The sequence below is a fragment of the Marilutibacter aestuarii genome, from assembly GCF_006546775.1.
GTDB lineage: Bacteria > Pseudomonadota > Gammaproteobacteria > Xanthomonadales > Xanthomonadaceae > Marilutibacter > Marilutibacter aestuarii.
This window is the reverse complement of record NZ_VICE01000103.1, coordinates 1-11,375: the sequence shown is the minus strand read 5'-3', so window position 1 is coordinate 11,375 and position 11,375 is coordinate 1. Positions and strand designations below refer to the sequence as shown.

Sequence of the window (11,375 nt, the reverse complement as noted above, 5' to 3'; positions counted from 1 at the left end):
GCGCCCACCTTCGTCAGCGCAGCCGTCAGCGTGGTCTTGCCGTGGTCAACGTGGCCGATCGTGCCGACGTTCACGTGCGGCTTGGTGCGCTCGAATTTACCTTTAGCCATGGCTGTCGCTTCTCTGTTTGGGACGGATGGAACCGAGTATCTGAAATGTGGTGCTCACGACTGGAATCGAACCAGCGACCTCCTCCTTACCAAGGAGGTGCTCTACCGACTGAGCTACGTGAGCAGGTTGTCGCAGCAGGTGGATCGTGCGGCAGCAATGGAGCGGGAGACGGGGATCGAACCCGCACCATCAGCTTGGAAGGCTGAGGTTCTACCATTGAACTACTCCCGCACCGGACACGCCTGCTTGGGTACCGCGCCCTCGGCTGGTAAGGCCTCGGGGTCTTGCGATTCCCGACCATGACAGCTCGCCGGGAACACCTATTGTCGCACTTCAAACCTGGTGGAGGGAGGTGGATGGCTGCGGGCGCTTCGCACCCTTTGCCCTCCGGGCCGCGCCCTTCGGCGCGCACGACGACGCTTCGCATCGTCGCCGAACCAGCGGTGACTCTCGTCCACCTCCGATTCGCCTGCCCCACTACCGCCGGGACCCGCAATTGTCGCACTTCAAACCTGGTGGAGGGAGGTGGATTCGAACCACCGAAGGCGTAAGCCAGCAGATTTACAGTCTGCCCCCGTTGGCCGCTTGGGTATCCCTCCAAAAGAGCCCGCAATTTTGGCGACTGACTTCGATCTTGTCAACGCATGATTCGCAACAAAATCGACATTTCCGACCCGTACCCGCCGCGAAGCCGCGCGGGCACTGGCCGGCGGGGGTCAGACGTTGAAGCGGAAGTGCAGCACGTCGCCTTCCTGGACGCGGTATTCCTTGCCTTCCAGGCGCATCCGCCCCGCTTCGCGCGCGCCCGCCTCGCCCTTGTACTGGATGTAATCGGCGTAACCGATGGTTTCGGCGCGGATGAAGCCCTTCTCGAAGTCGGTATGGATGACGGCGGCGGCCTGGGGGGCGGTGGCGCCCTTGCGGACCGTCCAGGCACGCACTTCCTTGACCCCGGCGGTGAAGTAGGTCTGCAGGCCCAGCAGGGTGTAGGCCGCCCGGATGACGCGGTTCAGGCCCGGCTCGTCGAGGCCGAGGTCGGCCAGGAAGGCGTCGCGGTCCTCGTCGTCGAGCTGGCTGAGCTCCTCCTCGATGGCCGCCGACACCGGCACGACCTCGGCGCCCTCGCCCCGGGCGCGCTCGCGCACGGCGTCGAGGAAGGCGTTGTCCTCGAACCCGTCCTCGAGCACGTTGGCCACGTACATGACCGGCTTGAGGGTCAACAGGAACAGGTCGCGCACCGCGGCCAGGTCGTCTTCGGACAGGTCCAGCGCGCGCGCCGGGCGGCCGGCGTCCAGGCCTTCGCGGATGCGACCGAGCACTTCCGCCCGCGCCTTCGCGTCCTTGTCGCCGGACTTGGCGCTGCGTTCGGCGCGCTGCAGGGCCTTCTCGACCGACTCCAGGTCGGCCAGGGCGAGCTCGGTGTCGATGGTGTCGATGTCCGAGAGCGGATCCACCTTGCCGGCGACGTGGACGATGTCGCCGTGCTCGAAACAGCGCACGACGTGGGCGATCGCGTCGACCTCGCGGATGTGCGCCAGGAACTTGTTGCCCAGGCCCTCGCCCTTGGCCGCACCGGCCACGAGGCCGGCGATGTCGACGAACTCCATCGCGGTCGGGATGCACTTCTGCGGCTTGACGATCTCAGAGAGCGCGTTCAGGCGCGGGTCCGGCACCGGCACCACGCCGACGTTGGGCTCGATGGTGCAGAACGGGAAGTTGGCCGCGGCGATGCCCGCCTTGGTCAGCGCGTTGAAGAGGGTCGACTTGCCGACGTTGGGCAGGCCGACGATGCCGCATTTGATGCCCATGGTGTGTCCGTGGTCCGGGATTCGAGATTCGTGATTGGTGACTCGAGGGGCGGGGTGGCCGCGCGCCGAATCACCAATCACCAATCGCCAATCACGGCCTGGCCGTGTGCAAGCGCTTCATCGCCTCGTTGTAGTCGCCTCGGGTGGCGAGCGGCAGCACGTCGATGGCGTCGTCGATCGCGCGCAGGATCATTGTCTCATCCTCTCCGCTGGGGCGACCGAGCACCCAGGGCGTGACCTTGTCCTTGTGCCCGGGATGGCCGATGCCGATGCGCAGGCGATGGAAACCGCCGTGGCCCAGCAGGCGCATGGTGTCGCGCAGGCCGTTCTGGCCGCCATGGCCGCCGTCGAACTTGAGGCGGGCGGTGCCCGGCGGCAGGTCGAGCTCGTCGTGGACCAGAAGGGCCTGGTCGGGATCGATCTTCCAGAAGCGCAGGGCTGCGGTGACCGACTTGCCGGACAGGTTCATGAAGGTCGCCGGCTTCAGCAGCCAGACCGGCTTGCCGGCGATATCGACCTTGCACGTGGATCCGAACAGCTTGGCGTCCACGTTGAAGCGGGCGCCCAGGCGATCGGCCAGGGCGTCCACAAACCAGAACCCGGCGTTATGCCGGGTCCGGGCGTGTTCGGGACCGGGATTCCCCAGCCCGACGATGAGGCGCAGATCGGCCATCGGACGCGTGGCGAGCGAGCCGCGTGCGCCGCCGGGCCTCCGGGGAGGACCGACGGCAGGACGCGATTACTCTTCGTCCTTCTCGACCTTGGCGGCCGGGACTTCGGCCGAGGCCTCGTCGGCCGGGGCGTCGTCGACTTCCACGCGGCCGGCGCGGGCGACGACCACGGCGACGTCGTGCTCCTTGCCCAGCTTCAGCTCGGGGATCTCGACGCCCTTGGGCAGCTTGATCTCCGACAGGTGGATGGTCTGGCCCAGCTCGAGCTCGGCGAGGTCGACCTCGATGAACTCCGGCAGGTCCTTGGGCAGGCAGCTGATCTGGACTTCGTTCAGCTCATGGGTCACGACGACGTCGGCGGCCTTGCCGGCAGCGGACTTGTCTTCGTTGATGAAGTGCAGCGGCACGCTGGTGCGCAGCGCCTGGCCGGCGGTCACGCGCTGGAAGTCCAGGTGCATGATCAACTGCTTGTACGGGTGGCGCTGCATGTCACGCAGCAGGACCTTCTCGCTCTTGCCATCGATCTCCAGGTCGATGATCGAGGAGTAGAACCACTCGTTCTGGCTGGCGAGCCAGGTCTTCTCGTGCTGGAGCTCGATGGACCTGGGCTCGGACTTGCCACCATAGACGATGGCCGGGATCACGCCGGCGTGGCGAAGGCGGCGGCTCGCACCCTTCCCTTCGACCTTGCGGCTTGCGGCCTTGAGGCTGTGTTCAGACATTTCGATTACTCACTTTTTCTAGCGTTGGACCGCCTCGCGGCGGCTGTTGGACTCTCCCGCGACCAGGAAAGCCTCCGTTCCCGGGGAACCGGGAATCGGGAATCGGGACTCGACGCCGGCGGCCGTGGCCGCCCCGAGTCCGGATTCCGGATTCCCGCCCCGTGGCGCTCAGTCGACGTAGAGCGAGCTGACCGACTCGCCGAACGCGATGCGCCGGATGGTCTCGGCCAGCAGCTCGGCCACGCTGAGCTGGCGGATCTTGCCCGTGGCCCGCGCGGCGTCGGTGAGCGGGATGGTGTCGGTCACCACCAGCTCGTCGAGCTGCGAACGGGTCACGTTGTCGATCGCCGCGCCCGACAGCACCGGGTGGGTGCAGTAGGCGACGACCTTGGTCGCGCCCTGCGCCTTGAGCGCATTGGCCGCCGCACAGAGGGTGCCGGCGGTGTCGACGATGTCGTCGACCAGCACGCAGGTCTTGCCCTCGACATCGCCGATGATGTTCATCACCGTGGCGACGTTGGCGCGCGGACGGCGCTTGTCGATGATCGCCAGGTCGGCGTCGTCAAGCCGCTTGGCGATGGCGCGGGCGCGGACCACGCCGCCGACGTCCGGGCTGACCACCACCATGTTGTCGGTACCGTGCGCGCGCCAGATGTCGGCGAGCAGCAGCGGCGAGGCGTAGACGTTGTCGACCGGCAGGTCGAAGAAGCCCTGGATCTGGTCGGCGTGCAGGTCCACGGTCAGCACGCGGTCGGTGCCGACGGCGCTGAACATGCTGGCGGCGACCTTGGCGGTGATCGGCACGCGCGAGGAGCGCGGGCGGCGATCCTGGCGGGCGTAACCGAAGTACGGCACCACCGCGGTGACGTTGCTGACCGAGGCGCGCTTGAGCGCGTCCACCAGGACCAGCAGCTCGACCAGGTTCTCGGCGCTCGGGGCGCAGGTCGGCTGGATCACGAACACTTCCTGGCGGCGAACGTTCTCCTCGATCTCGACCTGGACCTCGCCATCGGAGAAGCGGCTGACCAGGGCCTTGCCCAGGCGGATGCCCAGCTCCTTGCACACGGCGTCGGCGAGGGGACGGTTGGCGTTGCCGCTGAACACCAGCAGGTTGCGGTCGGTTTGCACGATCGGACTCCGGCGATGCGGTGTTCGTGGACGAGGGGTCGGCCGGCCGGCGGGATGACGCCGATACGGCCATGGAATTGCGGGTGGAACTCCAGGTCTTTGCCGACCCCGGCGTCCTGGCCGGAGCCGCGACAGCGAACCGAACTGGCAGGGGCGGTAGGATTCGAACCTACGAATGCCAGGATCAAAACCTGGTGCCTTGGGCCTCTTGGCGACGCCCCTGTGGTGTTCAGCCCGTTGTCGCGCCGGAACCCGTGTCGGCATTCCGGTGTGATGCGTGGGTTTCGAGCGCGTCCAGCAAGGGCGAACGCGCTGCGCCGGCCGCCGTCCAGGCCACCAGGCCGGGGGGCAGCGTCGCCAGCGCGCGTTCGGCGAGTCCCATTGAGGGAAACTCGACGAAGCAGCCGCTGCCCGACCCGGTCAGACGCGGGCGACCCAGTCCGGACAACACGGAGAACGCCGCATCGACGGCGCTCTCCCGCGCGCGCAGGACCGGCTCGAACACGTTGCCGAGCGGAACGCCCGAAACGAAGTCCGATATTGTCGCGGGCGCGGCATCGCGCGTCAATTCCGGGGCCCCATAGAGCACGGCGGTCGGGGCATGCACGCCCGGATCGAGCAGGACGTAGGCCGCCGCGGGCAGCGTAATCGGCGTCAACCGCTCGCCGACCCCTTCCGCCCAGGCGTTCCGGCCACGCACGAAGACGGGCACGTCCGCGCCGAGCGACAGGCCCATCGCGGCCAGCCGATCCAGGCCCAAGCCCGCGCCCCACATCGCATCCAGGGCGACCAGGACGGTGGCGGCATCGGTGGAGCCGCCGCCAAAGCCGCCGCCGGCGGGAATCCTCTTTTCGATGCAGATGTCCACGCCTTTGCCGACGTTGGCTTCTTTTTGCAGCATACGGGCAGCCCGTACGGTGAGGTCGTCGGCCTCGGCCACGCCCGGCACCGAGCCGCCGTGGCGAACGATGCGCCCGTCGTCGCGCGGTCGCAGGCGGATCGTGTCGCCCCAGTCCAGCAAGCGGAACACGGTCTGCAGCAGGTGGTAGCCGTCTTCGCGGCGCCCGGTGATGTGGAGGAACAGGTTCAGTTTGGCCGGCGCTGGCCAGGCCAGCCATCCATCGGCGTCGGGTCGCGGGTCGAAAGCTGAACCCATCGCCACTGCCCCCTCGCCCGCCGGCACCTCAGCCCCCGGCCGCGGCATCGCCCGAAGCGCCTTGCCAGTCGTCGACCATCAGTTTCACCCGTGCCTCGCGGTCGCCGTCGCCGTGGCGGGCGTCGATCCGGCGGGGCAACTCAACGCCACCGCCACTGGCGGCGTCCGGCCATTCATAGCGGATCTGCCAGCCGTCCTGCTGCAGCACCGCCAGGCGCCCGGCGGCGTCGAACTCGACCTGCGCAGGCCCGGCCGAAGCCGCGCGCAGCCCACGCGCCCAGTCGGCCAGCGCCGACATCGGCAGGTACCAGCCCGTCGCCTCCCGCAACAGGGCAGCGGCGTCGGAGCCGGTGCGCGGCCCGCCCTCAAGGCCTTCCAGGCGGGCGCCGGCCGGCCCGGCGCTCAGTCGCCAGCCCTGCCGGGTGATCGGGGCGCTCAGTTCGGCCGTGTAGCCGTCCGCGCGTTGGCGCCATTCCAGTCGGCCGCTGCCGCCATCGCGCCCGATCGAGACCGCGACGCGGCCGCTCATCGACCAGTCCGACACCGGGCGCAGGGCGGCTTCGCGGGCGTCCAGGCGTGCCTCGGCCTGGGCGCGTTGCGCCGGCGGCAGGCTACGCGGGGCCGGCGCGGTGGCGCAGGCGGACAACAGGGCGGCAAGCGCGGCGGCGCAGAGCAGGCGCGGCCTCATGCGGCCGTCACTCCGCCCGACGCGCGGTTGCCCGGGCCGCCTTCGTTGCCTTCGTCGCTTGCACCGCCGCCACCGTCGGCAGGCGGATCAAGCGGCAGGCCCAGCTTCTCGAGCGCACGGCGCAGCGAGCGGTTTTCCGGGTCGATCGCGCGGGACTGCTCGAAGACCTTGCGCGCCTCGTCGCGCTTGCCCAGCACCCACAGCACCTCGGCCAGGTGGGCGGCGATCTCGGCGTCCTCCTGCAACGCCAGCGCGCGGCGCAGTTCCACCACGGCCTCCTGCGGTCGCCCGAGGCGGTAGAGCACCCAGCCGTAGCTGTCGATGATGGCCGCGTTCTCCGGCTGCGCGGTGCGGGCGCGATTGATCAGCTCCAGCGCCTCCTGGTAGCGCGTGGTGCGGTCGGCCAGGGTGTAACCCAGCGCATTGAGCGCGGCGACGCTGTCGGGCTCGATCACCAGGATCTTGCGGAAATCGGCCTCCGCGCGCGGGATGTCGTCGCGACGTTCCCAGGCCAGGGCGCGCGCGTAGAGGATCTCCGGGGCGTCGGGGAAGGTCGCCAGGCCGCGGGCGAAGGCCTCCATCTCGGCCGCATCGTCCTTGTCTTCCTGGTGCAGGGCCGCCTCGAGCAGGTAGGCGTCCTGGCGGGCCGGATCGGGGGCGGCAGCGTCGGTCTGGATGGCGGCCAGGGCGGCATAGGCCTCGTCGCCACGGTCGAGCTCATGCAGGACGTTGGCGCCGCGCAGGCGGGCCTGCCAGCGCAGCAGGCCGCCGGGCACGCCGGCGTACCAGTCGAGCGCCTCCTCGTGGCGCTCGAGGAACTCGGCGATCTGGCCCAGCAGCAGGCGTCGCGCGGGCTCGGGCGCGGCGGCGTCCTGCCGGAGTTCGTCGTACAGCGCGGTCAGGGCGACCTTATCCTCGTCGCGGGCGAGCAGCGAGGCGCGCGTGGCGTAGCTCTGGTCGTCCTGCGGCCCGCGCGCCAGGGTCTGCTCGGCGAGGTCGAGGTCGCCCAGGCGGTCATATTCGTGGGCAATGCTCTGGCGAAGGACCGGGTCGCGGGCAGCCTTGGGATCGATGCCGGCCAACACCTCGCGCGCGGCATCCGCCTCGCCGGCCTCGCGCAGTTGGCTGGCCCGCAGCAGGGCCACGCGCGGCTCGCCCGGGAAGTGGGCGATCACGCGCTCGACGATGGCCTCCACCAGCGCCGGCGAATCCAGCCTCAGGGCGAGGCCACCGAAGGCCATCCAGGCTTCGAGCTGGGCCGGGATGCGGTCGCGCTTGACCAGGTATTCCAGCACCCGGGCCGATTGCGCGGGATCGTGGCTGCCGGTGGCGAGGACGCCGAAGGCCTGCCGCCAGCCCCCCGGCTCGGGCATCGCCAACAGGTCCGACAATTGCCGGCGCGCCTTGCGTTCCTGCCCCTGGCGCAGCGAGAGCGAGGCTTCGGCGGCGAGCAGGTCCAGGCCTTCGGCCCCCAGTTCGCGCCAGAGCCCCAGCGCCCGCGCGGTGCGCGCGTCGTCCGGGGTGAGCAGGCTGATCCGCGTGGCCCGCTCGGCCAGCAGCGGGTCGCGCGCTTCGCCGGCTGCTTCCAGGTACGCATCGGCCGCCTCGTCCAGACGACCGGCCTGGAGCGCGAACTCAGCGGTCATCAAGGGCCCCAGCGTGCGCACCGCCGGATCGTCGCTGGCGTCGGGCGCGATCAGCACGGGCGGCGCCTCGCTGGCCCGCGCCACGGGCATGAGCGCGGCCAGGGCCAGCAGGACGGCGGTGGTCAGGAGTCTGGAGCGCATCGGGCGGACATTCCGTTGGGGACGATGGATACAACGACGGGTCACGCCGAACCGGTCCGGGCCCGGTAGAATGTCGGCGTTTTCAGCAGCCAGCAGCTTATCGCAAGCACCTGAACGGGATTGCAGACCGAGCGCCCGCGGCGCCCTTCGCGATCCCCAGCGAGACCCGACACGTGAGTTTGTTCGTCCTCGGCATCAACCACCAGACCGCGCCGGTATCCCTGCGCGAACGGGTGGCCTTTGCCGGCGACGCCGTGCCGCGGGCGCTCGCGGCGTTGAAGGGCCTGCCGGGCGTGCACGAGGCCGCCCTGCTGTCGACCTGCAACCGCACCGAACTCTACGCGGTGGCCGATGGCGACGGCAGCGCGCTCGCGGACTGGCTGGCGACGCAACCCGACGACGCCGGCGACCTCCATGGCTACCTCTACCGGCATGCCGACGCCGACGCCGTGCGCCACCTGTTCCGGGTCGCGACCGGCCTGGACTCGCTGGTCCTGGGCGAGCCGCAGATCCTTGGCCAGGTGAAGGAGGCCTGGGCGCTCGCACGTGGCAGCGGCAGCCTCGGCAGCCAGCTCGACCGCCTGTTCCAGCAGGCCTTCTCGACCGCCAAGCGTGCGCGCACCCATACCCGCATCGGCGCCAACCCGGTCTCGGTGGCCTCGGCGGCCGTGCGCCTGGCGCAGGAGTCCTTCGCCCGGCTGGAGGACTCCAACGTGTTGCTGGTCGGCGCCGGCGAGACGATCGAACTGGCCGCCCGGCACCTCGCCCAGGGCGGTGCCCGGCGGCTGATGATCGCCAACCGCACCCTGGCCCACGCGCAGGACCTGGCCACGCGGCACGGTGGCGTGGCCCTGCCGCTGGCGGAGATCGACAAGCACCTCGACGAAGCCGACATCGTGCTGTCGGCCACCGCGGCGCAGCTTCCGATCCTGCACAAGGCCCAGGTCGCCGCCGCCCTCGCCCGCCGCAAGCACCGGCCGATGCTGCTGCTCGACCTGGCGGTGCCGCGCGACATCGCTGCCGATGTCAGCGAACTGGCCGACGTCTACCTGTACACGGTCGACGACCTGGAGCGCACGATCGAGGACAACCGCCGCGGGCGCCGCGAAGCCGCCAACGAGGCCGAGGCGATCATCGACCTGCAGGTCACCCGCTTCGTCGAGACCCTGGCCGCCAGCACCCGCACCGAACCGCTCAAGCGCCTGCGTGCGCACGGCGAGGCGGCCAAGGCCGACGTCCTGGCCCGCGCCCGGCAGCAGCTCGCCACCGGCGCCGACCCGGAGGTCGTGCTGGGCTATCTCGCCCATACCCTGACCAACCGCCTGCTGCACGCACCGACGGTCGCACTGCGCGAGGCCGCGGTCGAGGGCAATGCCGAACTGGGGCGGGCGGTCGATCGCTTGTTCCCGCAGTTGCCGGAGGGCGGGGCGACGGGATCCGACGAGGCCGGGGCGACGTCGCCCGACGAACCCTAGCGACGCCCGCCGCTCGCGTCGTTCGTGCGTTCTCCATTGCCGGCTCCTTCCCCTCGGTACCTCCATGCATCCTTCCTTGCGACAGAAGCTCGAAGCCCTGGTCGATCGCCGCGAGGAGCTCGAGCGCCTGCTTTCCGACCCGGGGGTGATCGGCGACGCGAAGCGCTTCCGCGCACTCTCGCGCGAATTCGCCCAGCTCGAACCGGTCGCCGACGCGCTCGCCGACGAGGCCCTGGCCAAGGCCGACCTGGCCACCGCCGAGGCGATGCGCGCCGATCCGGAGCTGCGGGAGCTCGCGGAGGAGGAGATCGCCGCGGCGAACGCGCGGCTCGAAAGCCTCGACCGCGAGCTGCTCGCCCATCTGGTCCCCAAGGACCCCCGCGACGACGGCGACCTCTACCTGGAAGTGCGCGCCGGCACCGGCGGCGACGAAGCCGCGATCTTTGCCGGCGACCTGTTCCGCATGTATTCGCGCTACGCCGAACGCCAGGGCTGGCGGGTCGAGGTCGAGTCCGCCAGCCCCGGCGAGCACGGTGGCTTCAAGGAAGTCATCGCGCGCGTCGAGGGCCAGGGCGCCTATTCGAAACTGAAGTTCGAGTCCGGCACCCATCGCGTGCAGCGCGTGCCCGAGACGGAGTCGCAGGGGCGCATCCATACCTCGGCGGCCACCGTGGCGATCATCCCCGTGGAACCGGAAGGCGAGCCGATCGTCCTGAACCCGGCCGAGCTCAAGGTCGATACCTTCCGCGCCAGCGGCGCGGGTGGACAGCACGTCAACAAGACCGACTCGGCGATCCGCATCACCCACCTGCCCAGCGGCACCGTGGTCGAGAGCCAGACCGAGCGCAGCCAGCACGCCAACCGCGACAAGGCGATGAAGCGCCTGCAGGCCATGCTCGCCGAAGCCCAGGCCATCCAGGCCGCCGCCGTCCAGGCCGAGACCCGCAAGCTCCAGGTGGGCAGCGGAGACCGCAGCCAGCGCATCCGCACCTACAACTTCCCGCAGGGGCGCATCACCGACCATCGCGTGGAAGGCCTCACCCTGTACGACCTGCCCAACATCGTCGAGGGCGAACTCGACGCGCTCGTCGAGCGGCTCCAGGCCGAACACCAGGCCGACGAGCTCGCGCGCTTGACGGACGCGCACTAGGCGCGTCGTCGTCCCTTCGCCGCGCGCGGCCGGGCAGGCCCCGCGGCGGCTTGGCACAATGGTCACCCACGCACGCCGACAGGGGCCCCATGACGACGACCATCCGCCGCGCCACCCCGGCCGATCTCGACGGCGTTGCCGCGCTGTTCGACGCCTACCGCCAGTTCTACGGCCAGGCCGCCGACCCCGCGCGCGCCCGCGCGTTCCTCCGCGAGCGGATGGAGAAGCACCAGTCGGTGATCATCCTCGCCGAGCTCGAAGGCGAGCTGCTGGGTTTCGCGCAGCTCTACCCGATGTACTCCTCGGTCCGGACCGCTCCGATCTTCATCCTCAACGACCTGTTCGTCGCCGAGCGGGTCCGCCGCTGCGGCGTCGGCCGCCTCCTGCTCGACTCCGCCGCGGTCGCCGCGGGGGCCGCAGGCGGCGCGAGGCTGATGCTCGAGACCGATCGCGACAACGAGGCCGCGCGCGCCCTGTATCGCGCCGCCGGTTGGCACGAGGACGCCTCGCAGTGGTACAGCCTGCCGCTCACGGACGCGACCCCGCCGATCGAAGGCGACGCGGTCACGCCCGCATGAGGCCTGGCGAATGAGCATGCCCCCTGCCGGCGGCGACCCACGGCCGGGCGCGCGCGCGCGCGTCGCGCGGGAACCGGGCAGTGCGATGGCCTGGATCGTGC

Annotated in this window: 11 protein-coding genes and 4 tRNA genes; 3 read left to right on the top strand and 12 right to left on the bottom strand. The window is 70.3% G+C overall.

Annotated features, from left to right (window positions below; genetic code table 11):
* The 12 genes from FKV25_RS11135 to FKV25_RS11080 all read right to left on the bottom strand — a co-directional run.
* Positions 1 to 110 (bottom strand): GTP-binding protein (locus tag FKV25_RS11135; RefSeq protein WP_137835413.1); only part of this gene is annotated, 110 nt, incomplete at its 3' end.
* A gap of 48 nt (positions 111 to 158) precedes the next feature.
* A tRNA-Thr gene (locus FKV25_RS11130) sits at positions 159 to 234 on the bottom strand.
* A gap of 34 nt (positions 235 to 268) precedes the next feature.
* Positions 269 to 342, bottom strand: a tRNA-Gly gene (locus tag FKV25_RS11125).
* Between the two features lie 282 nt (positions 343 to 624).
* Positions 625 to 710: transfer RNA gene (locus tag FKV25_RS11120), tRNA-Tyr, on the bottom strand.
* 117 nt (positions 711 to 827) lie between these two features.
* A complete protein-coding gene (gene ychF, locus FKV25_RS11115) occupies positions 828 to 1,919 on the bottom strand; it encodes a redox-regulated ATPase YchF (RefSeq protein WP_141518877.1) in 1,092 nt (363 codons plus the stop codon).
* A 91-nt stretch (positions 1,920 to 2,010) separates the two neighbouring features.
* Complete coding sequence (pth, locus tag FKV25_RS11110; protein WP_141518876.1) at positions 2,011 to 2,592, bottom strand: aminoacyl-tRNA hydrolase; 582 nt, start codon at positions 2,590 to 2,592, stop codon at positions 2,011 to 2,013.
* Between the two features lie 66 nt (positions 2,593 to 2,658).
* Positions 2,659 to 3,312, bottom strand: coding sequence for a 50S ribosomal protein L25/general stress protein Ctc (locus tag FKV25_RS11105; protein WP_141518875.1), 654 nt, complete (start codon positions 3,310 to 3,312; stop codon positions 2,659 to 2,661).
* Between the two features lie 168 nt (positions 3,313 to 3,480).
* Positions 3,481 to 4,440: a ribose-phosphate diphosphokinase gene (locus tag FKV25_RS11100; protein WP_141518874.1), complete on the bottom strand. Its 960-nt coding sequence runs from the start codon at positions 4,438 to 4,440 to the stop codon at positions 3,481 to 3,483.
* Positions 4,441 to 4,585: 145 nt separating this feature from the next.
* Positions 4,586 to 4,662: transfer RNA gene (locus tag FKV25_RS11095), tRNA-Gln, on the bottom strand.
* A gap of 7 nt (positions 4,663 to 4,669) precedes the next feature.
* Complete coding sequence (gene ispE, locus FKV25_RS11090; RefSeq protein WP_141518878.1) at positions 4,670 to 5,596, bottom strand: 4-(cytidine 5'-diphospho)-2-C-methyl-D-erythritol kinase; 927 nt, start codon at positions 5,594 to 5,596, stop codon at positions 4,670 to 4,672.
* A gap of 28 nt (positions 5,597 to 5,624) precedes the next feature.
* Positions 5,625 to 6,284, bottom strand: coding sequence for a lipoprotein insertase outer membrane protein LolB (lolB, locus tag FKV25_RS11085; protein WP_141518873.1), 660 nt, complete (start codon positions 6,282 to 6,284; stop codon positions 5,625 to 5,627).
* A complete protein-coding gene (locus FKV25_RS11080; RefSeq protein WP_141518872.1) occupies positions 6,281 to 8,071 on the bottom strand; it encodes a tetratricopeptide repeat protein in 1,791 nt (596 codons plus the stop codon). The genes lolB and FKV25_RS11080 overlap by 4 nt, the downstream gene beginning before the upstream one ends.
* A gap of 173 nt (positions 8,072 to 8,244) precedes the next feature.
* Between FKV25_RS11080 and hemA the strand changes: the two genes are divergently transcribed.
* The 3 genes from hemA (at position 8,245) to FKV25_RS11065 (ending at position 11,274) form a co-directional block, all read left to right on the top strand.
* The gene (gene hemA, locus FKV25_RS11075) at positions 8,245 to 9,546 is read left to right on the top strand and encodes a glutamyl-tRNA reductase (RefSeq protein WP_141518871.1); all 1,302 of its coding nucleotides are present in this window, start codon (positions 8,245 to 8,247) and stop codon (positions 9,544 to 9,546) included.
* A 64-nt stretch (positions 9,547 to 9,610) separates the two neighbouring features.
* Positions 9,611 to 10,696 carry a peptide chain release factor 1 gene (prfA, locus tag FKV25_RS11070; RefSeq protein WP_141518870.1) on the top strand — a complete coding sequence of 362 codons (1,086 nt, stop codon included), beginning with the start codon at positions 9,611 to 9,613 and terminating at the stop codon, positions 10,694 to 10,696.
* A gap of 89 nt (positions 10,697 to 10,785) precedes the next feature.
* Positions 10,786 to 11,274: a GNAT family N-acetyltransferase gene (locus tag FKV25_RS11065; protein ID WP_141518869.1), complete on the top strand. Its 489-nt coding sequence runs from the start codon at positions 10,786 to 10,788 to the stop codon at positions 11,272 to 11,274.
* The last annotated feature ends 101 nt before the right edge of the window (positions 11,275 to 11,375 follow it).

Coding starts and splice junctions, on each gene's coding strand:
- ychF (WP_141518877.1), bottom strand. CDS start 1,919: ATGGGCATCAAATGCGGCATCGTCGGCCTGCCCAACGTCGGCAAGTCG.
- ispE (WP_141518878.1), bottom strand. CDS start 5,596: ATGGGTTCAGCTTTCGACCCGCGACCCGACGCCGATGGATGGCTGGCC.
- lolB (WP_141518873.1), bottom strand. CDS start 6,284: ATGAGGCCGCGCCTGCTCTGCGCCGCCGCGCTTGCCGCCCTGTTGTCC.
- pth (WP_141518876.1), bottom strand. CDS start 2,592: ATGGCCGATCTGCGCCTCATCGTCGGGCTGGGGAATCCCGGTCCCGAA.
- prfA (WP_141518870.1), top strand. CDS start 9,611: ATGCATCCTTCCTTGCGACAGAAGCTCGAAGCCCTGGTCGATCGCCGC.
- FKV25_RS11080 (WP_141518872.1), bottom strand. CDS start 8,071: ATGCGCTCCAGACTCCTGACCACCGCCGTCCTGCTGGCCCTGGCCGCG.
- FKV25_RS11065 (WP_141518869.1), top strand. CDS start 10,786: ATGACGACGACCATCCGCCGCGCCACCCCGGCCGATCTCGACGGCGTT.
- FKV25_RS11105 (WP_141518875.1), bottom strand. CDS start 3,312: ATGTCTGAACACAGCCTCAAGGCCGCAAGCCGCAAGGTCGAAGGGAAG.